Raw genomic sequence first — 21,693 nt, 5'->3', positions numbered from 1 at the left:
GCCAACGAAGCCTCTCTAAAGACATCGCCACCTCGCCGGCACTGGCCGACGAGGGAGACCTACCGCTTGGATGCACGAGCGTGCCGCAACGGCACGCCAGGGCTTGGCCCCAACCTCAAAAGAGCATTACGTGAGGCGATCAAGGATGGTGCACGAGCACTCATGCTCGCCAACGTCGTCGATCAACACGCGATAGCGGGGTAAGGGATCCTGGTGGTCGTCCGGGCTAAGGCCTGATGTATCAATGATGTCTGCCGTATTGCCGGACACGAGCTGGTCATCTGCGACCATCACGAGCTCGCGACGGATCCGCAGGGTGTCGCCGATATGCATGATGCTTTCCTTTCGGTGGAGAGTGGGAGGAAGCTCCCTCGCCCACGGGATGCTCGGCACCGCCGTTCAAGGCAGTATCGAGCGCAGACCGGGTGATGCTGAGGGAATCCCTACGACAGCTCGTCCATCCTGCGCCCACGACTACCGCCCCGACATAACCTGGGTTAACGTAACCGCAGGATTCATCTGCGTCACGATCACACCTCAAGGAGCCTTGCCGTGCCGTCCAAGGACAGCTGCATCGTCAGACACTTTCGTCATTACCGCAGCTTGAGCGAGCATGACCAACAGTTGGTGGAAGCGCTGGAAAAGTCCCCTCTGGACGTGACCGCGGGCGCGCAACTCTGGGAAGAGAGAGATCCTGCCAACGACTTCCTGACGCTGAGCGAAGGCTGGGCCTACTCCTATCGGCAGCTGGAAGATGGATCGCGCCAGATTCTCGAGGTTTACCTTCCCGGGGACGTGATCGGGCTAAGGGAGTACGCCTTTCATCAGCGCCTGACCGGCGTGCGCATGATCGAGGATGGGGTGGTCTGCCGCTTTCCCCACGACCGACTCGACGACATCTTTCGCCAGTCACCCAACCTGACCGCCATCCTGTTCGCCATGGCCAGCCGACAGCAGGTGCTGCTGACGGAACGCCTGGTCAACCTGTCGCGCCGCAGCGCTCGTCAGAAGCTCGCACACTTCATCATGGAAATGTATGAACGCCTGGCCAAGACCGCAGGACGACAACAGGACCATGCACTGCGCCTGCCCCTGTCGCAGGAAATGCTGGCCGATGTGCTGGGCTTGAGCCCGGTACATGTCAGCCGCACCTTTACTGCTCTGGACGAGGAAGGCCTTATCCATCGCAGCAGACATCGCCTGCTGCTGCCGGATCCGGCCGCCCTGGCTGACGCCGGACAGTTCGACAAGCGCTACCTGGCCGACAGCCTGTTCGCCGCGCATCGTTGACGCAGGTCGCTGACCGCGGTGGGGCCTGATCATCAGCGCCCCCTCGCTGCGGCTATCTTGTGCTGCCCTGCTTTCCCCTGCTTTCCCCTGTTTGCCCCTACCTGTCCGCCCACGCCTTCAGCTCGTCCTCGCCCGTTCCTGCCCATAGTTGACGCAGGTTGCATGCAATTTCGTTCCAAAGTCTAACTTCAGGCGTTGATGTTAGCCGCTACCCTTGGTATTGCATGCAATGTGAGAGAAGCGCCGTGACGTCTACCGACCACAGCACCGCCACGCCCGGCCCCACGGCCACTGCTCAGGTCCATGAGGCCATCAAGCAGCGAATTCTCGACGGGACCTATCGTCCCCTCCAGTTCGTCCGCGAGGCGGCGGTAGCCAGAGAGCTGGCGGTCAGCCGTACCCCAGTCAGAGAGGCGCTGCGCGAACTGGTGTCTGAAGGCTGGCTCGAGGCGATTCCCCATCAGGGCGCCAGGGTCAGCGAATGGACCGCAGACGATGCCCGGGAGGTCTTCGAGCTGCGCCTGGTCCTGGAGCCCATGGCCGTCGGCCTGGCGGCCAGGCGCATGGATCCTGCGACCATGACCCAACTGAAGGACCTGGCAACTCGCATGGAAGCGCTGACAGAAGGGCCGCTCGGCGGCGCGGAGCACAGTGAACTTGCCTCGCTCAATCACTGCTTTCACCGGCTGTTGATTCAGGCCAGCGGCAATCAGCGATTGGCCCAGATGCTCGAGAGCGTCGTGCGAACCTCCATCATCCGCCGCAACTTCGCGAGCTACGACCGCGAGGCCCTGCATCGCAGCATGCAGCATCACCGGGAAATGCTGACCGCCATCGCGGCAGACAATGCCGCCTGGGCCGAGAACGTGATGCGAGCCCACCTGCTCGCCGCCCGCGAATTGCATACCACTATCGTCACGTCGCCTGACACGGCCAGGTAACGCGCTCCATTGAACCTCTACCTACGGACTCCGCCATGAAAGACCTCATCGCCAACCTGCCTCTCGATGACCTGAAGGTGCTGGAACTAGGCCAGTTGATTGCCGGCCCGACCTGCGGCCAGATCCTGGCCGACTTCGGCGCCCAGGTGGTCAAGATCGAGCCACCGGGCAAGGGTGACGCCATGCGCCAATGGGGCCAGACCGACGCCAACGGCGAGCCGCTGTGGTGGAACGTGATTGCGCGCAACAAGCAGTCGCTCACGCTGGACCTGCGCAAGCCCGAAGGTCAGGCCCTGCTCAAGCGCCTGGCGGCAGAGGCCGACGTGCTGATCGAGAACTTCCGTCCAGGCACCATGGAGCGCTGGGGGCTCGACTACAACAGCCTGTCTGCGGATAACCCTCGATTGATCATGGTGCGGGTCACCGGCTTCGGTCAGGATGGCCCCTACGCCTCACGGGCAGGGTTTGCCGCTGTCTGCGAGGCCATGGGCGGACTGCGTTACATCAGCGGTTATCCCGATCGTCCGCCGGTCCGGGTAGGCATCTCGCTGGGGGACACCCTGGCCGGCGTCCAGGGCGCCATGGGCGCGCTGCTTGCCCTTCACCAGCGCGAGCGCAGCGGGCAGGGCCAGGTGGTGGACAGCGCCATCTTCGAAGCGGTAATGGCGATGATGGAAAGCTTGATACCCGATTACGCCAGGGCCGGTAAGATTCGCGAACGCGCCGGCAGCTTCCTGCCCAAGATTGCGCCGTCCAACGCCTACCCCGCCAGGGATGGACGTGACGTCATCATCGGCGCCAATCAGGACACCGTCTTCCGCAGGCTGTGCCAGGCCATGGGCCAGCCAGGACTGGCAGACCACCCCGACTACGTCGACCATCGTGCCAGAGGCGACAACCAGCAGGCCATCGATGCGCTGATCGCCGGTTGGACGTCCCGCCACGATGCCCAGCACATCGTCGACCTGCTGGCCGAGGCAGGTGTGCCCGCCGGTCTCGTGTATACCGCCAAGGACATGCTGGAGGACGAGCACATCCGTGAGCGCGGCTCCATCGTCAACGTGCCTGACCGCAACGGCCAACCGCTGCCCATGCAGAATGTCTTTCCTCGTCTGTCGGCGACTCCTGGCCAGGTCCGCCATGTTGGTCCCGCCCTGGGCGAGCACACCGACACCATACTGGAAGACTGGCTGTCGATGGCGTCAGGCGATATCGACCAGCTGCGTAGAGACGGGGTCATCTGAGGGAGCGCTGACGTCATCAGCCGAGCGGCGCAGGCATTTATGCCGTGTTTCCCTAAGCCGCTGCTGCTCGTCAGTGCCGGCAACAGGCTACAACAACAACGAGGCCTCTGAATGGAACCCATCATCGTGCTGGCGCTGCTGATTGCGCTGATTGCCTTTGGCATCCCGATCTTTCTTTCACTCGGGCTTGCTGGCCTCGCGGGCCTCTATATGGCCCGCGGCTCCATGGCGTTCTTCTTCGCCCCTTCATCACTGTTTGGTCAGCTCAATGCGTTCGAGCTGATTGCCTTGCCCCTGTTCATCCTCATGGGCAACCTGCTGGGGGCAACGCCGGTAGGCAGCCATCTGTTCCGCGCGGCCCTGGCGTGGCTGCATTGGCTCAGGGGCAGCCTGGCGATTTCATCGGTGGGCGCTTCTGCGGTCTTCGGTGCCGTGTCGGGAGTCAGTCTGGCGGGGGTGGCAGCGGTCGGCTCCATCGCCGTGCCCCAGATGCTTGAACGTGGCTACAGCCGTTCGTTAGCGGCTGGGGCGGTCGTCAGCGCTGGCGCCCTGGCCATGCTGATTCCACCGAGCGTTCCCTTCATCATCTATGGCGCCGTGGCCAGCGTGTCGGTCGCCGACCTGTTCATTGGCGGCATCGTGCCTGGCGTCGTACTGGCGCTGGCCCTGTCACTCTTCATCTTTGTGCGGGTAAGCCTCAGGCCTGCAGAGGCGCCCGCCGTCGAGCAGCGCTTCAGCTGGCGAGAGCGCTGGCACAGTCTCGCCCATATCTGGCATGCCGCATTGCTTGTGCTGGTCGTGCTGGGGTCGATCTACTCGGGATTGGCGACCCCCAGCGAAGCCGCGGGGATTGGTGCCTTTGGGGCCCTGCTCATCGCTGCGCTGGTGTTCCGCTGCCTGTCCTGGGCCTCCTTCGCCAGGATTCTCGCCAGTACGGCACGCATCAGTGGCGCCATTCTGCTGATTATCGGCTGCGCCAAGATCTTCGGCGACTATCTCAATATGGTCCGCGTGCCACAGCTTTTGACCGAGTCACTGACGGTGTCTGGTCTGCCTGACTGGGCGATCATGCTGGCCATCATGCTGCTGCTGATCCTGCTCGGCATGATTGTCGATGCGGTGTCCCTGATCGTGGTGACCACCCCTGTACTGCTGCCGCTGATCCAGGCCATGGGCTATGACCCGCTGTGGTTCGGCATCGTCATGGTGCTGAACCTGGAGATCGCGGTCATCACACCGCCGGTGGGCCTCAATCTTTACGCGCTCAGAGGCGTCTGCCCCGAGCTATCCGTCGAGGAAATCATCAAGAGTGCGCTGCCCTTTGTCGCGGTGCAGTTCATCGTGCTGATGCTGTTCGTCATGTTTCCCAGCATCAGCCTATGGTTACCCGGCCTGATGCACTGACCAGACAAGTCTCAACCAACACTTCTGCCCAAGAGCCAAGCAACCGCTGAAGCAACGACAACGACAACGATAAGAGGACATGCTCCCATGACACTGACTCGCCGCCAACTGCTGAAGACCACCGCACTCGCCGGAGCCGGTACCGCACTGCTGGGGCCCCAGGCGCTCATGACACGGCGCGCCCAGGCCGCCACGACCTTCACCGGCGTCACCTATCTGCCACCGTCCTACAAGGCCTTGACCTACGGGTCGGCAGGATTCGTTGACTACCTGGGCAACAACGGGGGCGACGTCCTGGAGGTGGACTTCTATGATTCGGGCCAGCTGCTCAAGGCCGACGAGCAGCTTCCGGCGCTGCGCTCGCGCACGATCGATTTCATGTTTCATACCACCTCCTACATCACCCGCTCTCTCCCCATTCTTGGCATCACTGGCTTGCCCGGCGTCGTCGGGGAGCTGTACCGACACCCGGAGCGCCTTCGCCTTGGCAGCCCACTGTTCGAGCTGATCAACGAACAGCTGGCCAAGGAGAACCTTTACATGCTGTCCTCCGGCGGCGGAATTCTCGAGCCGGAATACATCTGGAGCACCCAGCAGCACGCAGTGCGTCAGCTAGACGATATTCGTGGCAAGAAGGTGCGCGTCGTCAGTTTCGAGGCCACCTCAGCACTGGAGGCCTACGATATCGGCGCCGTGAGGATTCCCTCTTCCGAGACGTATATGGCCTTGCAGCGCGGCACCGTGGATGCGGGGGTCTTTAACATTTCGACCATCATCGGGCGCAGCCTTCAGGAGCAGGTCGACGTGTGCTATCAGCTGCCCATCACCGGCTTTTCGGTCGCCCCTTTCATGCTGCGAGATCGCTGGGACGCGCTGGATAACGACAGCCGGAGCCTGCTGACTGACGCCGCACGGTGGTACGACGAGAACTTCATCCACCACTGCAATGACGACATTTACCCCAATGACTACTGGCCCCAGGTGCGCGCCGAGAACGTCGAGGTCATCGCGCCCACCGAGGAGGACCTGGCGGCCTTCAACGAAACCACCCACAAGGTCTGGGATCACTGGAAAGGCGAGGTGGGTGAAGACATCGGAGAACGCGCCATTCAGCTGGCGCTGGGACAGTCGTGAGCACCTGGGGTCATCGGAAGGAGAACGACAACACATGAACACATTTGCTCTGACATTGGTTCGTCTGGGCTGGGACAGGGTACTCACCTTGCTGCGGGCGGCATCCATGCTGGTGCTGGTCTTCATGATGGTGTCCATCTGCTACGACACCCTGATGCGCTACGCCTTCGCCGCCCCCACTCACTGGAGTCTGGAGATCAACTCCTTCCTGCTGGTCTATCTGGCCGTCATGGGCGCCGCCGAGGCCCAGCGCTTCGATGCCCATATACGCATCACCTTCTTCAAGGACAAGCTGCCCCAGGCGGTTCGCCGCTGGCTTGAGGTCCTTACGGGTCTTGCGGGCGTCATCTTCTGCGCCATTCTTGCCTGGCGTGGTGGGCTGATGGCGTATCAAGCGTTCGAATACGGCGAGCGGGTCTCAAGCTCTCTCGGCACGCCCATGGTGCTGCCCTACGCCTTGCTCCCCATCGGCTTCACCGCGCTGGGGCTGCAGTTTCTGATCGACACGCTAGCCAGCATGGGTCGCGGCGGACCGCTGCCGCCTCCCGATCAGCCGATCGCTGACCAGCCATCCCCTTCTGCCCTTGAACACTCTGGAGAATCGTCATGACTGCTACACCCGCCGCTGTCGAACTGGTCGAAGTCGCGCCCCGCGATGGCTTCCAATCGATTGCCGAACCCTTGCCCACCGAGCGCAAGATTCAGGTGATCCAGGCCCTGCTCGATGCCGGCATCACGCGCATGGAAATCGGCTCCTTCGTGAGTCCTCGCGCCATTCCTCAGATGGCAGATACCAGCGAATTGATTCACGCCTTCGCACATCGCAAGGACGTGCGCTTCTCCGCCCTGGTGCCCAACCTCAAGGGCGCGGAACTGGCCCTGGCCCATGACCTGGATGAACTGGTCTACGTGGTGTCGGTGTCAGAGGCGCACAACCTCAACAACGTGCGCCAAACGGTGGAGCAATCCCTTGAAGGGCTTTCCCGGGTGGTCGAGGCGCTGCGGGCCAAGGGCAATACCACGCTGCGCCTGGGTCTGGGCACCTGCTTCGACTGCCCCTTCGACGGCACGATTCGTTGGCAACAGGTGGATGACGTGCTGGAGCGGGCGCTAGCGATCATTGGCGATGTGCCGCTGGAGGTCGCGCTGTGTGACACCACAGGGCGGGCATCGCCCTACCAGGTAGCGGACCACTTCGCCCGGCTGACGGAACGTCACCGCTCCTCGACGCTGGCCTGGGCCTTCCATGGCCACGATACCTTTGGCATGGGCGTTGCCAACGCGCTGGCCGCGGTGGCTCAGGGCGCCACCGCACTGGACGCGGCCAGCGGTGGGCTGGGAGGCTGTCCTTTCGCCCCTGGAGCCACCGGCAACACCGCCAGCGAGGATCTGGTCTATGCCCTGCAGGGCGGCGGTCTGGTCAGCGACATTGATCTGCCGCGCCTGCTCCACGCCGCCGACTTGATCGCCGCCCTGCCGGGAGGCAAGACAGAAAGCCACCTGCGGCGTGTCCCGCGGGATACCCTGAACAGGCCAGCCTCAGCCCCGGCTAGCCCATCGACTAGATAAAGCGCCAGCGCTTGAGCACGACCATCTCGACCGCGACAAGCACGACCATGAAGATGCAGAACAGCGCGAAGGCCAGCGGGCTATCGACACCGGGCATGCCGCCAATGTTGACCCCAAGCAGCCCGGTGAGAAAGCTGATGGGCAGGAACACGCCGGAGATGATCGAGAGCAGGTAGGTGTTGCGATTGACCTTCTCGGTGTGCTGGTGAGCCTGGTACTGCTGCACCATCCCCACATGCTCGAGATAGAAATCCACCGACTCGTTGATGCGCTGAATGGTGTCTCGTCCATTGGCCAGGTCAAAGCGATCGTCGCCCAGCAATGGCGGCAGGTTGTCGATCATGGCCTCCAGGGCATAACGCTGGGGCTTGAGGAAGCGTCTCAGCTTGATCAGGCGTTTATTGAGCGCCATCAGCACACTATTGTCGGTCTCGCGTGCTTCTTCCTGTGACGCGATGATGGCATCGAAGGGCTCGACAAAGTCTTCGATCCGCTGGTGCAGCTTCTCGATGATCTCCACCACCACCGCTCCTAGATCGTCCGGGCCAGTGCCCTGTTCCAGGTCATGGCGAATGTCGGCGATGGCGCGCGAGGGTAATTTGCGGGTCGAGATCAGCACCCCGTTGTAGTGCAGGATGCGAATACTGAGCATGTCATCCGGCTGCTCGCCTGCGTTGAGGTTGACCCCCCGCAAGATCAACAGAAAGTTGCCATCGCCCAGTGACTCAAAGCGTGGTCGTGTGTCCTCGGCCAGGACACCGTCAATTGCGGACTCCGGGATGCCGGCCTGTTCCAGCCGGTGATACGTCTCCTCGACATCGCGCTGAAAGTGGTACCAGGCGCCCACTTCAAGGGGACCTGGTGCGGGCTCAGGCAGCTGGCGCCGCCCATGGGTGAACGACCAGGCATCGATAAAGAATGGCGCTGTCATCATGGCTCCATCATGGTTCAACACAACACCGGCGACAGGGCTGGCGATAGTACTGGAGATAGGGCTTGCGATAGTACTGGCGATAGTACTGGCGATAGAACGGCTACAACACGGTAAGACTCAGCTCCGATATGCGCGCTGGCTGGCCATAGAGGTAGCCCTGGAAACGATGGCAGCCATGCTGAATCAACCAGTCACGTTGCTCAAGGGTTTCCACCCCCTCGGCGATCACATCGAGCCCGAGACTGCGCGCCAGGGCAATGGTACTGGCCACGATGGCCGAGCTGGTGGCGTTGTCGAGCACATCGCGCACGAACGACTGATCCACCTTCAGTTCGTCCAGGGGCAGGCGTTTCAGGTAGGCCAGCGATGAGTAACCGGTGCCAAAGTCATCCAGCGCAAAGGTCACGCCCAGTGCCTTGAGCTGTCTCATGGTGCGCTCGACGCCGTCACGGTCCCCGACAAACAGTGTCTCGGTCACTTCGAACTTGAGCCGCTCGGCAGGCGCCTTGGTACGGGCCAGGATGTCGCTGACCCTGGCCACAAAGCCCGGATCCTGAAACTGCCTGGGGCTGACGTTGACCGACACGCTGGAACACGGCGCCTTCTTTACTGCATCGGCGCCCGTCGTTCTCGCCTCTTGCGTGACTGCCGCGCTCGTTATCTCCCCTGGCTCTGTTCCCGCTGGCTGCGCCGCGATGTCGCCCTGTGCCTGTTGCCAGGCCACCAGAGTCAAGCAGGCCTGCTCGATCACCCAGAGTCCGAGCTCCTGGATCAGTGGGCGTTCCTCGGCCAGGGGAATGAACTCGGCAGGGGGAACCATCCCGCGCTGAGGATGCTGCCACCTTAACAGCGCCTCGACTCCGGTCACGCGGTCGTGCTCGTCGACCTGCTTTTGATAGGCCAGATAGAGCTCTCCACGGCCGATCGCTCCGACCAGGTCTTCGTAGAGCTGGGCGCGTTGCTGCATCCGCTGCTGCATGCCTGGATCGAAGAAGCATACTGGTGTCACGGCGCGTGACTTGGCGTGGAAAAGTGCCATGTCAGCCTGTTGCATCTGTCGCTCTTTGGACACCTCATCGCGGAACGGGCTGATACCGACCCGTGCGGTCAGGGTCATGGGGCGTCCCTCGACCCATATTGGCGTTTCCAGTGTCGACAGCAGCTTGCTGGCGATAACCTCAGACAGGCGGATGGCGGTTTCCTGCTCGGCCCCCAGGTGACTCGCCACCACAACAAACTCATCCGCGCTGAAGCGAGCTAGCGTGTCCCCTTCCCGCAGCACCGCCTTGAAGCGCTTGGCGGCCTCGCGTAGCAGGGCATCGCCCCCTCGGTGACCCAGGATATCGTTGACCTGCTTGAAGTTATCCAGGTCGACGATCAGCAGAGCACCGTAGTGATTTTCGCGGCGACTTAACGCCAACGCCTCTTCCAGGCGATCGAGCAGCAGGCGTCGATTCGCAAGGCCGGTAAGAGGGTCAAAAAAGGCCAGCTTGTGAATCTCTTCTTCGGCGGCCTTGCGTTCAGTGATGTCGCTAAGGGTCGCCACATAGTTGCGCACACACCCCTGATCGTCATGCACGCTACTGATGGTCAGCCATTGCGGGTAAATCTCACCGCTTTTGCGGCGATTCCATATCTCCCCCTGCCACACCCCGTACTCTCTTATCTGGCACCACATCTCACGATAAAAATGCTCATCGTGTCGGCCTGAACGCAGAATGCCGGGACGCTGGCCTCTCATGTCTATCTCGGTGTAACCCGTGATCTCGGTGAACGTCTGGTTAACGTTGAGAATCACGCCATCTGCATCCGTGATCATCATCCCCAGATGGGTCTCGAAGGCCACCGCGGCAATGCTCATACGTGCCTGCAGCAAGCGATCCTCAGTGACATCACGCACCACCATCATGGTCCCATCATGCCCCCCACTGCCGCTGAACAGCGGGCTGATCAGCGCGCTGAACTCATGGCGCTCGCCGTTGAGGGTCAAGCTGTAGTCGAGCCGATGAGCATCGCCACTATCGATCCTCGAGGCGAGAGTATTGCGAAGTCGTGCCGCAATATCCTGAGGGAGAACATCCGTGTAGTGGCGTCCGATCAGCTGCTCGACAGGGGCTATCAACAGCCCCTCATCACCGGCATGAACGAAGGTGAAGACCCCTCTTCCATCCAGCACTATCACCACATCCTGCATGGACTTGATCAACGCCTGCAGGCGGTTTTCTCGCCGGTGTGCCGCCTGCTCTGCCCGCTGACGCTCGATCACCTCTCCGCGCAGTTCGGCCTGGATACGCCACTGGGCCAACATGTGACGCAGCAGCCACCCGCCACTCAGGGCCAGCAACGCCGCCAACGCCAGCAGGGACCACAGGCGCTGGTACCAGCCCGCCAAGGCGTCTTCCTCCGTCTGCCCCAACACCAGCCACAGCGGCATGCCGTTGACCCGGCGTGCCAAAAAGAAGCGCGCCTGGCCATCCAGATGAGACACTTCACGGAAGCGCAGGGTGTCGGGGGTGTTCGTCGTCAACAGCGGGGCTTCCACCCGGGGGACCACCTCACCCGTCGCCAGTGCGACATGGGGTACGCGAACCAGCAGGCGGGAGGCGCTATCGACCAGTGCAATGCTCTCCCCATCCACCAGTCCCAGGCCTGCGATAAGCTCGGCCAGCGGCTGAGGATCCACCAGCGCCAGAGCCACGTGTTGCGATGATGTCGGAGAGGCGCTGCGCTGTGCCACGGTCACCCGGTAGCCATCGGCGCGCTCCGGCCTGTGCAAGGGAGAGATCAAGGTGTCCCCAGGCGCCAGCGCTGCCAGGTATTGATGAAAGCTATCGAGGGGAAGCCATCCATTGGCCAGCGCTGACTCTTGAGGTACGGACAGCGGGGCCATCATCAGACGATCAACCAGGGGGACTTGCGCTGCCCGCTCGGCCAGCAAGGCATCTCGAGAGTAGCCTGCATCCACACCGTCAAGGGCATCATCAAGGGCGATAATTCCGGACAGCGTGCTGGATACCGTGTCGAAGGCGCCACCGACAAGGGCCTCCACCACACTCGCGCGTGCCAGCAGACGCTGGTCGATCCGTTCGAGCTCACTTAGGTATTGCGCTCGCAGGGAACCCGCCAGCGTCACCACCAGGGCCACCAGGGCAACGCCGTAAATCGTGAGGGCGAGACGCCGCCGCTGCCCCTGGGACGGCATTGATCGGGGCTCAGGCTCAGGATGGCGCTCTGCTGTAGCACGCCCCCCTGTCACCAACGCCACCAGCGGGCGACACCCCGTCCGCCAGAGCGCTCACGCCGTTGTTGGTACAGGTCATGAGCACTCTCAGGAGCCTTCATGGGATAGGTCATCTCCACAGACGGTTGAAATAGCTGTCCAGTATCACACGAATGGTAGCCAAGACGTTGACTTGACGCACATATGGCGAAGCTATCAGCTAAGAAAACCCAAGAAAACCCAAGAAAACCGCTACAGCAAACGAAGACTATTCCCCCAAAAATCCTCCTGCCTGGCGCTGCCACAGCGAGGCGTACAGCCCATCCTGGGCCAGCAAGCTGTGGTGATCCCCCATTTCAACAATGCGCCCCCTGTCGATCACCACGAGTCGATCCAGCATCGCAATGGTGGACAGGCGATGCGCAATCGCAATCACCGTCTTGCCTTCCATCAAGGTGTAGAGCTGTTCCTGAATCGCCGACTCCACCTCTGAATCCAACGCGGATGTGGCCTCGTCCAGCACCAGAATGGGAGCATCCTTCAACAGCACCCGGGCGATGGCAATTCGCTGGCGCTGGCCGCCAGACAGCGTCACTCCACGCTCTCCCACTTGCGCATCGAGCCCACGCCGTCCCTGCGGATCGACCAGCTCATCAAGGAACTCATGCACATGCGCCTGACGCAGTGCCTGCCACAGGCGTTCCTCGCTAAATGGCTGGCTGCCATACAGCACGTTTTCGCGCAACGACCGATGCAGTAACGAGGTGTCCTGGGTCACCATGCCAATCTGCTGACGCAGTGACGACTGACTGACGCCGGCAATGTCCTGATCGTCCACCAGGATTCGTCCATCCTGGACATCGTGAAATCGCAACAGCAGCGATGCCAGCGTCGACTTGCCCGCACCCGAACGACCGATGATGCCGACTCTCTCACCCGGAGCGATCTGCAGCTCGAAGCCATCGAATACCTTGCGTCCAGGCAGCTGTCCCCGCGCATAGCCAAAGGTGATGTGGTCGAACACAATTTTGCCTCGAGACACCACAAGCCGGGGAGCGCCAGGCTGGTCTTGCACCTCAGGGACCTTCGACAGGGTGTTGATGCCGTCCTGCACGGTACCGATGTTCTCAAACAGGCCTGCCACTTCCCACAGAATCCAATCCGACATGGAGCGCACTCGCATGACCAGGCCAATGGCGACGGCGGTCACCCCAAGCGATACCCATTCGTGGTACCAGGCCAGCACCACCAGCGCGGCCATGGCCACCAGCAGCAAGGTGTTGAGCATCGTCAGCGCTACCGACAGTCCCGTCGCCAACCGCATCTGCCGATGCACGGTGCCCATGAAGCCATCCATCGCCTCCCGAGCGTAGGCCTGTTCAGCACCGTCATCGGCAAACAGCTTAATGGTCTGGATGTTGCTGTAGCTGTCCACGACCCGCCCCGTCATCACCGCCCGGGCGTCGGCCTGGGCCATCGACACCCGACGCAACCGCGGAATGAACCAGCGCATCAACCCCAGGTAGCCTCCCAGCCACACCAGCAGCGGCACCATCAGCCAGGGTTCTGCGCTGCCCAGCACCACCAGTGCGCCAGTGAAATAGACCAGCACATACACCAGCATGTCGAGTAGCTTGGTCACCGTCTCGCGCATGGCCAGGGCAGTCTGCATGACCTTCTGGGACACCCTTCCCGCGAACTCGTCATGAAAGAACGACAGGCTCTGGTTCAACATCAAGCGGTGAGATAGCCAGCGCCCCAGCATCGGATAGTTGCCGAAAATGCCTTGATGGGTGATCAGAGACAGCACCAGTACCAGCAGCGGCAACCCCACCAACACCGCCACCCCCAACCCCACCAGCGCCATCAGGTGGGTATCGACAAAGCGGGTTCGATCCGCTTCGGCCAGCCAGTCCACCAGCTCGCCCATGGCGGTGAAGAACACCACCTCGGCGGCAGATACGAGGGCCGTGACCAGCGCCATGGAAAGCAGCAGCCCGGCAAAGGGCCGCGAGTAGTGCAGGATAAAGGGCCAAAGCTGGGGCGTCGGCACCGATTCGGGCTGATCCGGGTAGGGATCGACCAGCCGTTCAAAGAAGCTCAGCATGTTGTGCTCTCAAGCGCATTGGCGCGCCAGTCTAGCGCTGAATGTGGTGCATCGGCACCCATGTCCCCAGCAGCAGGCCAGGCCTACCGCTGGACCAATGTCATGTCGTGATTTGTCAGGCGCACCGCCCCTCGCTCGGTGACTCGCACGGTGTTGCTCAGGCCGATACCAAATTGGCCGGGAACACGCAGGCACAGGGGCAAGTGAAAAACCATGTTGCGCTCGAATCGAGTCGTCTGGCCCGGGGCGAGGTAACCGGTTCCCTCCACCCAGCTAGGCGGAAACTGGGCCCCAACCGAGTATCCGTAGACCCCGGAATGAAAGAAGCTGTCGCGCTGCGGCGCCAGCAGCTGATCGGCCACATTGGCGGCTTCCTCGAACCGGCGTCCCGGCACCATGGCCTTGCACAGCTCGGACTCCATGACGGCACAGAGCTCGGCTGCGTGCTGCATCTCGTCAGTGACGCTACCGATCACCACGGTACGCATGATGGGGGCGGTATAGCGGCGCCAGACCGCGCCAAACTCCAGAAAGACCACATCCCCCTGGTGAACGGGGTGACGCTGATGGTTGACATGAATCGTGCCACTGCGCGGGCCGGTGGTCACGATAGGCGCCAGGCTGAAAAACTCGCTGCCAGCCTCCAGCATGGCCTGGGCGCCAGCGGCGGCGATGTGATTGTCGCTGACGCCCGGCTCGACCGCCTCAATGGCTCGTTCCAGTCCCTCAGCCGTCATCGCGGCGCTGCGCGCGAGACAATCGATCTCGGCGTCGCTCTTGACCAATCTCAGTGCGGCCATCAAGGGTCCTGCTGCGTGCTGGAAACGATCACCTCCCAAGCGTCCCTGAAGGTGCTGCATCACGCTGTGTCGAAGACCAGGGCTGTTGCCATCCACCCCGATGGCGCGACACTCTGACAGCACCTGCGCCAGCGGGTCGATGATCTCCTCGGGCGCCTCCCAGCGATAGCCGACAATCTCGTCGACCCGCGCGGTCACCACGGCGGGCCCGGTTTCGATCGAGGCCACCTGCAACAAGGTGCGCCGAGTCGTGACCACCAGCGCGGCATGTACCGACACTTCAAAGGTGTGGTACCCGCACAGATAGAAGATGTCCGATGGCTGACACAGCAGCAGCGCGTCCAGTCCCTGACGCTGCATCGCATCGCGGGTCCGGGCCAGCCGTCGATCAAACTCTTCAGCGGCAAAGGGAAGCTCGGCACCGGCCAGGCGTCCCGTCAACGCATGGCGATAGGCAAGATGATCCATAAGCGCTCTCCTTGGTCAGTATCCCCAGTGTAGACAGCTCATGCCTTATGCTTGGGCGACCCGGGCCGGTCACTCAGCAGGGGAATAAGCCCTCTCGGCGGGAAATAAGGCTTCTCGCCAGGGGGCAGACTCTCGTAGAATTCTGTGTTCGTGTTGTCACGTCACAGGAATACGCAATGGGTAGGGCCTTTCAGAACCGCAAGGAATCCATGGCCAAGACGGCCGCCGCCAAGACCAAGGTCTACAGCAAGTATGGGCGCGAGATTTACGTCTGCGCCAAGGCCGGGGGGCCTGACCCCACCGCCAACTTGTCGCTGCGCAGTCTGCTGGACCGCGCCAAGAAAGATCAGGTACCCGGCCACGTCATCGAGCGCGCGCTCGAGAAGGCCTCCGGAGTGGGTGGTGAGGACTACTCCAGCGCGCGCTACGAAGGCTTCGGCCCCGGCAATGCCATGGTCATTGTCGAGTGCCTGACCGACAACCCCAACCGCACCTTCGGCGACGTGCGCGCCTGCTTTACCAAGACCAAAAGCAAGATCGGCACTCCCGGCAGCGTCAGCCACATGTTTGACCATCTGGCGATCCTGTCCTACGCCGGCGAAGACGAAGAAGCGGCGCTGGAAGCCCTGATGGAAGCTGACGTGGACGTCACTGACATCGAGAACGAAAACGGCGTGATCACCGTCTTCGCTCCGCCGACCGAATACGCCAAGGCTCGCCAGGCACTGCGCGATACCGTGGGCGCGGCAGAATTTGAGGTGGACGAGATCCAGTTCCTGCCCCAGGCGACTACCCCGCTGGAAGGGGACGACGTGGCCCTGTTCGAGAAGCTTCTCGACATGCTCAACGATCTCGACGACGTTCAGAACGTGTATCACAGCGCTGAACTGGCGTGAGTGCGTAGCACTATTCATCTACCGGAACTGCTACATTGGATGTAGCAACCTGTAGCCGGGTGTCCGGCGGGAGCCTGCTTTCAGGCACGCTCTTCGCCCCACCCTGATGGTCAAGCACGTCGTCTGACGAGACGTCGAGACTCCCCTTACCGAATGCGAGGCTCCCGTGCATGGACCGACACTCGATTCTCGCCCAGACGGCACTCCAGCGCCCGGCCTCCATCCGCCATCGACGCCTGCGCAAGCACCTGCTGACGCGCTGGGCCAGCCTGATGGGGGCTGGCGTTCACTTCCTGTTTATTCCGCTGTTCTGGTGGCTGGGCTATCCCGCGCTGGCACTGACCAACATCGTCAGCGTCGGCATGTGGCTGGGCGCCTATCTGGCCAACGAGCGGGGCGAACAGGATCGCGCTGTCTATCTGATCATCGCGGAAGCCTATTGCCACGCTATCATCGCCACGCTTGTGCTCGGCACCACAGCGGGCTTCCACTTCTACCTGCTGACCCTGGCCTGCTGGGCCGCGGTCACCCACTCGGTGAGGTGGGTATCGCTGCTGCTGGGGCTGATGGGGATGGTCATCTTCCTCTTCCTCGAATTTCCGATCGCCCAGCTGTTTCCCGTCGAGCAGGCAGCGCCCTTCCCGCTGATTCTGGCGACGCTGAATCTGGCGATCGCGCTGTTCACCATGATCGGCTTTGCCATGCTGGCAAGACACGTCTACGAAACGCAGGAAGAAAGCCTGACCAGCATGGCCACCCGAGACGCGCTGACCGGTCTTCACAACCGCCGCTACGCGGGGGAATACCTGCGTCAGCTGGCCAGTGACCGCAGGGAAGGCAAGGGCATCCCCTACAGTCTTGCCTTGATCGACATCGACCACTTCAAACTGATCAATGACAAGCATGGTCATCGTGTGGGCGACCAGTGCCTGATCCAGCTGTCGGACCTGCTGTTGCGTCATTTTCGACGCTCCGACGTACTATGCCGCTGGGGAGGCGAAGAGTTTCTGCTGATCTTCCCCGGCGCTGACCTGGGCGAAATACTGCCGGTACTGGAGAGCTTCAGAAAGCGACTGCACAGCTTGCCGATCATGCACAATGGCGATGTGATCTCGCTCACGGTCAGCGCTGGGGTGACCAGCCATTCTCCCGGCGTCAGCTACGATGCGCTGATCAACCATGCGGACAGACTGCTGTACCGTGCCAAGGCAGAGGGCCGAGATCGCATCGTCAGCGACCGTGCAGACGTCAGCCCGACGACCGCCTGATAACACCTTGAAGGGGCTGAGCTGAGCCAGTCCAGTCCAGTCCACATCAGCCCAGCCCAGTTCACATCCGTTCAAGCCAGCTCAGGTCAGATGCACGACCTCGAAGCGCGCCAGGGTCACGCCCTGGTCGCCCAGCAGGAACAGCTCGTCGCCCAGTATTCGATAGCGGCGAGTCGCTTGCAGCGCTTCCAGCAACTTCTGTTCCTGGATCATCGTCTGTTGAGCGCAGGCCATTTTCGTCGTACCGAGCGGCGATAGCGCCAACGCGTCCGCTTCTACCTGGTAGCGGCCCATCAAGCGGTGGCAGCCGGTAAAGCCAGCAACGCGCCCCTCCTTTTCCTGCAATATAAGATGCGCTTCACCGGTCAGCGGTGACTTGCCCGCCAGTTCGACCAGCTTCCAGTAGCGCCCCTCCAGCGGCTCTGACAGCACGGTCTCCAGTCGCTCCAGGCGAGCTCCCTGTTCACCCGTTTGATCCCCCTGGCCAAGCCAGCCGCCATTGGCGCCCATCCGCCACTCATCAAACGGCTGAGGGACTGCCCCCATCAGTGCCAGACGACTCGCCTGGATCTCATAGTCGCCGCGGTAGCGCCGGTCAGGCTGTTCCCCCGGCCCCAGGTGACGCTCCTTGAGCAGGAAGCGGCCAGCACCATCCAGGGACAGCTCGAGTCGTATGCCACGACAGTCATCGCAGGGTAGCTCTCCCAGGTAGGTGCCCAGGTAGGTGGCCGGCAGCGCCAGGGCCGCCTGTCCCTCTAACGGCTCTGCCATCTCGTTGTCTTGTTTGTCCATCGCAGCACTCGCACCACCCGATACCAGTAGCGCCATCGACAGCACCACCGCCATCACCATCAGAAACGCAGCGCCGGGCGCTGTTGGCCGAGGTAACACAGAGACATCTTTCATGCCGGTTCCTTGGATTATTGAACAACGTGACACCCGCTAGCTTCGACCCGCACCACCATCAGGGTTCCCCGAAACGAATGACATAGTGCGACAGGTCATGGGGAAGGCGGTATGTTCAGGGCGTGTCGCCGGCACTGACAACAGACGCATTGAGTACCACGCGGTCGCGCCCGGCGTACTTGCCACGGTACAGCGCCTGATCCGCACGTCGCAGCAGGTCACTGGCCGACTCTCCCCGCTGGCGTCGCGCTACTCCCAGGGTGCAGGTCAACAGCACCGACTCGCCGCTATGCAGCAGCAGCGGTGTCGAGGCCAACCCATGGCGGATTCGCTCGGCCACTTCCATTGCCTGGTGCTCATCACGCTCCTTGAGCAGGATGACAAATTCTTCACCACCGTAGCGGCAGACAGGATCCACATCACGCACCACGTCCTCTATTACCGTTCCCAGGTGCTGCAGGGCGCGGTCCCCCTCGGCATGCCCCCAGCCATCATTGAAGCGTTTGAAGTTATCGATATCCAACATGATCAGTGACAGCGGGTGCTCACTCGCCTCGGCCTGAGCGATGGCTGCGGGCAGTGCTTCATCGAGATAACGCCGGTTGTGCACGCCGGTCAGCCCGTCCAGATAGCTCATGCCATGCAGCCGCGCCTTCTCCTCCAGCAAAGTTTCGCGCTCGTGCTGCAGCAAGCTGATGCGATCGGCCAGGGCCAACGACAGTAAGATGGCTTCAAGCCCGGAGCCCATTTGAAAACCGTGTAACGTCCAGACGTTATGGGGAATGATCCCATAGGTGACCAGCAGCAATAGCGAGACCCCCACCACCAGCACCGACCACGCCATCAGCAGCCACTGGGCTGGGCGAAACCCTCGCCACAGTCCCCGTAGAGATGACACCAGAAAGGCCGCCAGCACTAGCGCACCCAGTACCGAGTAGAGCACCACCGTCAAGAAGCTGGGCAGAAGCCAGGCCACCGCTATCGCCGCACACAACGGCCAGCACAACCAACGCATCAGCCTGTCCACCCAAGGGTCCTGATAGGGCGTGCGCAAGAAGCGACGACAGAATTGAATACCGAAAATACTGATCACCGACAGGGAGGACAGCAGCAGCGCCTCGTTGAGGCGAGCGCCCATATGCGGAAAGAGCATCATCAAAAGGCCATTCTGGCTCAGGAAGTAAAGCCCGGAACCGCTGAGAAACCCTAAGTACCACAGATAATTACCGTCGCGCAGACTGAACAGCAAGAGGCTATTGTAAGCAGCGAGACCGGCAATTAGGCCGAAGTACAGGCCCTGGCCCAACAGCAGCTGACGCCAGTGACGATGCAGCTGGGCGTCATCGAGCACGGTAAGGTCAAAGCGGATCGCTTGATGGGTCACCACCTTGAGCAAGTACTCGCTCACTCCGTCAGGCAGCACAAACTGGGGAAGCGCTGCCGCGATACCCTCATTGTCGGCGAAATGCGCCGCCCTACGAACGGGACGGCAATCGTTCGCGGTGCATCCAAACAACTCGATGCCCTGGACCAGAGGATTCGAGAACACCAGGCGCTGGCCCGCCTGCACATTGTGAATGACGACACGCATCCATACAGGATGCGCCCTGAGACCAAGGCTCACCTGCTCTTCCAGCCGGCGTTGCACCAAGCCATCAGAGCTGCTCGACGGCGGCGGCAGCTCATCTGTGTGGTCGAGCACCCACATTGTGACATTGGGCGGTGGCCGCGATGCTTCTCCCGCCAGCTCCCAGGCCAGTGATACCACTGCCACCAGCAGTACCAGCCATAGCCGCCTGTCCCTGCCGATTGCCGCTCCTACCCCCCGAGACTGCATCGCAGCACTCCCCGTGACCCCGGTTCAGTGTAGCCAGTTTCCGCAGGTGCTCAGCCGCCTGAGGCCGCAACCCGAGGACCATTTGTTCCATCTCTCAGCATTCTTTTGTTCTGCCCCAGCAAGGACTCGCTTACCCGGTACGACCCAATAGAACCGACTCAAGAGACCCCATCCGATAGAAACAAGCGGCAGCCCCCGTGGGAGGGAGTGGCAAGGAGGACATATGCGAGTATGCTGAAACCTGAACGTGATGAAGGAACAGGAGAACGCTCACTTCACCAGCAAGGAGGTTACCATGAAGGTCTACAAGCCTCAGTGGCAGTGCACCCTGGACGTGACCGAAGGCGTGGAAACAACCGCAAGCTGGAAACACCGCCTGGCATGGCAGCTCAGGCACCTTGCCGACCGCCTCGAAGGTGGCAAGCGAACCCTCACCCTGGACGTGGATGTGCGGCCCGGCATCCCCCGTGAAGACGTGGATCGCTGCCTGGGCAAGGGCTTCGCCCTGTCCCAGACGTTGATGACAGAGCTGGCCCAGCACGCCGCCTGTGAAAACATCATGCGCGATGCCAAGGCAGAGCTTTACGAGAGCGACTGACACCCAGCCTGGATTGACGACGCCAGGTCGGCCTTCTCCACTCGAACACAACACCCGCCCATCGGCGGGTGTTGTGATGATGACATACCGCTACGCTCTAGTCGGCCCAGTCCTCTACATCGCCAGAAGATATCCTTGAGAGGCAACATCCGGTACGACAACACTCAAGTGGCGGCACCCGCTCCATGGCGGGTGTGACCCCAGCTGGCTGAGACAGGCCACATCCACCGGCTCTCCCCTCCTCGACACGTCGCCTATCTGTGCGCTTTTCGTTATTGATACCCGTAAAACTCCGAATATGGATAGGCACCAAGAGCGGTCTTCTGGAAAGAATCGAAAAGTACCGCCGTGACCCGCCTGATCTCCACAGAGGCTCCATCACACTCCACATAGTAGTAACTACGCCACACCGACATATTTGTAAGCATTTTCAGCACAATTGAAACATTTACTTCGCATTCTTGGTTTAGATTGTCGACGATTTTTGCCAAAAAGAGCGAGCTCGCGAAAGGACCAAAAAGCGCATTACATATAAACAAAAACATAAAACACTAATATAAAAGAATTTTGCCAAAATCAAAAAGAATTTGACATGCTTTTAAGAGGAGGTCTAATTAGCCATATGTGCACAAATATAACTCTTGCGCTTCACTCATTAACCATTATTAGTACGTCAAAAAATGTCTCCAAATGAATTCTACATCTATATAAACACACAAAACAAAGCATTGTTTTTTAACTATATTTTTTTAAAAAATCAAAAAATTGCGAAGCTCATCCTCCTTGGTTATGTCAACAATCTCGATACCTCCTCGTTATCACAAAGCGATAAAAGCCAATTCTGCATAGAAAATCATGTCATCTAGATCGGGCCACTCTCGGCCGCTACCGACTTGTTACTTAACATTACACTACGACATTCTTGCAGAAACATTAGTGATTCTCGTCGTAGTGGTGGCGGACTAGCTGCGCCTATTCCGGTCCAGTTACTGCGACATCTTGACGAATGATGGGCGCGGCAGTGGATACCGCAGCCTTTTGCGACAGTAAGCAGGGAGTGTCAACGATGAAAACATC

17 protein-coding genes are annotated in these 21,693 nt (G+C 61.0%); 10 read left to right on the top strand and 7 right to left on the bottom strand.

Going from position 1 to position 21,693, the window contains the following annotated elements; translation table 11 throughout:
• Nucleotides 1-126: 126 nt before the first annotated feature.
• Nucleotides 127-333: a hypothetical protein gene (locus tag KUV86_RS02270; protein ID WP_206940071.1), complete on the bottom strand. Its 207-nt coding sequence runs from the start codon at nucleotides 331-333 to the stop codon at nucleotides 127-129.
• Between the two features lie 219 nt (nucleotides 334-552).
• Between KUV86_RS02270 and KUV86_RS02265 the strand changes: the two genes are divergently transcribed.
• The 7 genes from KUV86_RS02265 (at nucleotide 553) to KUV86_RS02235 (ending at nucleotide 7,582) form a co-directional block, all read left to right on the top strand.
• Nucleotides 553-1,290: a Crp/Fnr family transcriptional regulator gene (locus KUV86_RS02265; RefSeq protein WP_222483439.1), complete on the top strand. Its 738-nt coding sequence runs from the start codon at nucleotides 553-555 to the stop codon at nucleotides 1,288-1,290.
• 245 nt (nucleotides 1,291-1,535) lie between these two features.
• A complete protein-coding gene (locus tag KUV86_RS02260) occupies nucleotides 1,536-2,231 on the top strand; it encodes a GntR family transcriptional regulator (RefSeq protein WP_224851855.1) in 696 nt (231 codons plus the stop codon).
• Nucleotides 2,232-2,266: 35 nt separating this feature from the next.
• On the top strand, nucleotides 2,267-3,475 hold the full coding sequence (locus tag KUV86_RS02255; RefSeq protein WP_222483438.1) for a CaiB/BaiF CoA transferase family protein: 1,209 nt from the start codon (nucleotides 2,267-2,269) through the stop codon (nucleotides 3,473-3,475).
• A 111-nt stretch (nucleotides 3,476-3,586) separates the two neighbouring features.
• Nucleotides 3,587-4,879 (top strand): TRAP transporter large permease, encoded by a 1,293-nt coding sequence (locus KUV86_RS02250; RefSeq protein WP_222483437.1) that lies wholly within the window; start codon nucleotides 3,587-3,589, stop codon nucleotides 4,877-4,879.
• 87 nt (nucleotides 4,880-4,966) lie between these two features.
• On the top strand, nucleotides 4,967-6,013 hold the full coding sequence (locus KUV86_RS02245; protein WP_222483436.1) for a TRAP transporter substrate-binding protein: 1,047 nt from the start codon (nucleotides 4,967-4,969) through the stop codon (nucleotides 6,011-6,013).
• A 34-nt stretch (nucleotides 6,014-6,047) separates the two neighbouring features.
• Nucleotides 6,048-6,623, top strand: coding sequence for a TRAP transporter small permease (locus tag KUV86_RS02240; protein ID WP_222483435.1), 576 nt, complete (start codon nucleotides 6,048-6,050; stop codon nucleotides 6,621-6,623).
• Nucleotides 6,620-7,582: a hydroxymethylglutaryl-CoA lyase gene (locus KUV86_RS02235; protein ID WP_224908705.1), complete on the top strand. Its 963-nt coding sequence runs from the start codon at nucleotides 6,620-6,622 to the stop codon at nucleotides 7,580-7,582. The genes KUV86_RS02240 and KUV86_RS02235 overlap by 4 nt, the downstream gene beginning before the upstream one ends.
• Here KUV86_RS02235 and KUV86_RS02230 read toward each other — a convergent pair.
• The 4 genes from KUV86_RS02230 to KUV86_RS02215 form a co-directional block, all read right to left on the bottom strand.
• Complete coding sequence (locus KUV86_RS02230; RefSeq protein WP_222161631.1) at nucleotides 7,575-8,516, bottom strand: CorA family divalent cation transporter; 942 nt, start codon at nucleotides 8,514-8,516, stop codon at nucleotides 7,575-7,577. The two genes, KUV86_RS02235 and KUV86_RS02230, sit on opposite strands and share 8 nt — an antisense overlap.
• Before the next feature lie 100 nt (nucleotides 8,517-8,616).
• Entirely contained in the window at nucleotides 8,617-11,718 is a 3,102-nt protein-coding gene (locus KUV86_RS02225) for an EAL domain-containing protein (RefSeq protein ID WP_222483434.1), read from the bottom strand.
• A 286-nt stretch (nucleotides 11,719-12,004) separates the two neighbouring features.
• Nucleotides 12,005-13,843, bottom strand: a complete 1,839-nt coding sequence (locus KUV86_RS02220; RefSeq protein WP_222483433.1) for an ABC transporter ATP-binding protein — start codon at nucleotides 13,841-13,843, stop codon at nucleotides 12,005-12,007.
• An 83-nt stretch (nucleotides 13,844-13,926) separates the two neighbouring features.
• Nucleotides 13,927-15,111, bottom strand: a complete 1,185-nt coding sequence (locus tag KUV86_RS02215; protein ID WP_222483432.1) for a M24 family metallopeptidase — start codon at nucleotides 15,109-15,111, stop codon at nucleotides 13,927-13,929.
• A 176-nt stretch (nucleotides 15,112-15,287) separates the two neighbouring features.
• Between KUV86_RS02215 and KUV86_RS02210 the strand changes: the two genes are divergently transcribed.
• Both KUV86_RS02210 and KUV86_RS02205 read left to right on the top strand, forming a co-directional pair.
• The gene (locus KUV86_RS02210; RefSeq protein ID WP_206940094.1) at nucleotides 15,288-16,007 is read left to right on the top strand and encodes a YebC/PmpR family DNA-binding transcriptional regulator; all 720 of its coding nucleotides are present in this window, start codon (nucleotides 15,288-15,290) and stop codon (nucleotides 16,005-16,007) included.
• A gap of 170 nt (nucleotides 16,008-16,177) precedes the next feature.
• The gene (locus KUV86_RS02205) at nucleotides 16,178-17,275 is read left to right on the top strand and encodes a GGDEF domain-containing protein (RefSeq protein WP_222483431.1); all 1,098 of its coding nucleotides are present in this window, start codon (nucleotides 16,178-16,180) and stop codon (nucleotides 17,273-17,275) included.
• A gap of 81 nt (nucleotides 17,276-17,356) precedes the next feature.
• On the opposite strand, the gene KUV86_RS02200 is transcribed toward KUV86_RS02205, so the two are convergent.
• Both KUV86_RS02200 and KUV86_RS02195 read right to left on the bottom strand, forming a co-directional pair.
• The gene (locus KUV86_RS02200; protein ID WP_222483430.1) at nucleotides 17,357-18,181 is read right to left on the bottom strand and encodes an META domain-containing protein; all 825 of its coding nucleotides are present in this window, start codon (nucleotides 18,179-18,181) and stop codon (nucleotides 17,357-17,359) included.
• Nucleotides 18,182-18,296: 115 nt separating this feature from the next.
• Nucleotides 18,297-20,018 carry a GGDEF domain-containing protein gene (locus tag KUV86_RS02195; RefSeq protein WP_222483429.1) on the bottom strand — a complete coding sequence of 574 codons (1,722 nt, stop codon included), beginning with the start codon at nucleotides 20,016-20,018 and terminating at the stop codon, nucleotides 18,297-18,299.
• Between the two features lie 295 nt (nucleotides 20,019-20,313).
• Between KUV86_RS02195 and KUV86_RS02190 the strand changes: the two genes are divergently transcribed.
• Nucleotides 20,314-20,616: a hypothetical protein gene (locus KUV86_RS02190; RefSeq protein ID WP_206940099.1), complete on the top strand. Its 303-nt coding sequence runs from the start codon at nucleotides 20,314-20,316 to the stop codon at nucleotides 20,614-20,616.
• Nucleotides 20,617-21,693: the final 1,077 nt, after the last annotated feature.

Origin of the sequence: Halomonas sp. DP8Y7-3 (assembly GCF_019801675.1) — a bacterium.
GTDB lineage: Bacteria > Pseudomonadota > Gammaproteobacteria > Pseudomonadales > Halomonadaceae > Halomonas > Halomonas litopenaei_A.
The sequence above is the reverse complement of the archived record's forward strand: the minus strand, read 5'-3'. Positions and strand labels throughout refer to the sequence as shown.

What these genes read in the sequence shown, in the direction of transcription:
- KUV86_RS02270 (WP_206940071.1), bottom strand. Translation starts at nt 333, where the DNA reads ATGCATATCGGCGACACCCTGCGGATCCGTCGCGAGCTCGTGATGGTC.
- KUV86_RS02255 (WP_222483438.1), top strand. Translation starts at nt 2,267, where the DNA reads ATGAAAGACCTCATCGCCAACCTGCCTCTCGATGACCTGAAGGTGCTG.
- KUV86_RS02250 (WP_222483437.1), top strand. Translation starts at nt 3,587, where the DNA reads ATGGAACCCATCATCGTGCTGGCGCTGCTGATTGCGCTGATTGCCTTT.
- KUV86_RS02245 (WP_222483436.1), top strand. Translation starts at nt 4,967, where the DNA reads ATGACACTGACTCGCCGCCAACTGCTGAAGACCACCGCACTCGCCGGA.
- KUV86_RS02240 (WP_222483435.1), top strand. Translation starts at nt 6,048, where the DNA reads ATGAACACATTTGCTCTGACATTGGTTCGTCTGGGCTGGGACAGGGTA.
- KUV86_RS02235 (WP_224908705.1), top strand. Translation starts at nt 6,620, where the DNA reads ATGACTGCTACACCCGCCGCTGTCGAACTGGTCGAAGTCGCGCCCCGC.
- KUV86_RS02230 (WP_222161631.1), bottom strand. Translation starts at nt 8,516, where the DNA reads ATGATGACAGCGCCATTCTTTATCGATGCCTGGTCGTTCACCCATGGG.
- KUV86_RS02225 (WP_222483434.1), bottom strand. Translation starts at nt 11,718, where the DNA reads ATGCCGTCCCAGGGGCAGCGGCGGCGTCTCGCCCTCACGATTTACGGC.
- KUV86_RS02220 (WP_222483433.1), bottom strand. Translation starts at nt 13,843, where the DNA reads ATGCTGAGCTTCTTTGAACGGCTGGTCGATCCCTACCCGGATCAGCCC.
- KUV86_RS02215 (WP_222483432.1), bottom strand. Translation starts at nt 15,111, where the DNA reads ATGGATCATCTTGCCTATCGCCATGCGTTGACGGGACGCCTGGCCGGT.
- KUV86_RS02210 (WP_206940094.1), top strand. Translation starts at nt 15,288, where the DNA reads ATGGGTAGGGCCTTTCAGAACCGCAAGGAATCCATGGCCAAGACGGCC.
- KUV86_RS02205 (WP_222483431.1), top strand. Translation starts at nt 16,178, where the DNA reads ATGGACCGACACTCGATTCTCGCCCAGACGGCACTCCAGCGCCCGGCC.
- KUV86_RS02200 (WP_222483430.1), bottom strand. Translation starts at nt 18,181, where the DNA reads ATGAAAGATGTCTCTGTGTTACCTCGGCCAACAGCGCCCGGCGCTGCG.
- KUV86_RS02195 (WP_222483429.1), bottom strand. Translation starts at nt 20,018, where the DNA reads ATGCAGTCTCGGGGGGTAGGAGCGGCAATCGGCAGGGACAGGCGGCTA.
- KUV86_RS02190 (WP_206940099.1), top strand. Translation starts at nt 20,314, where the DNA reads ATGAAGGTCTACAAGCCTCAGTGGCAGTGCACCCTGGACGTGACCGAA.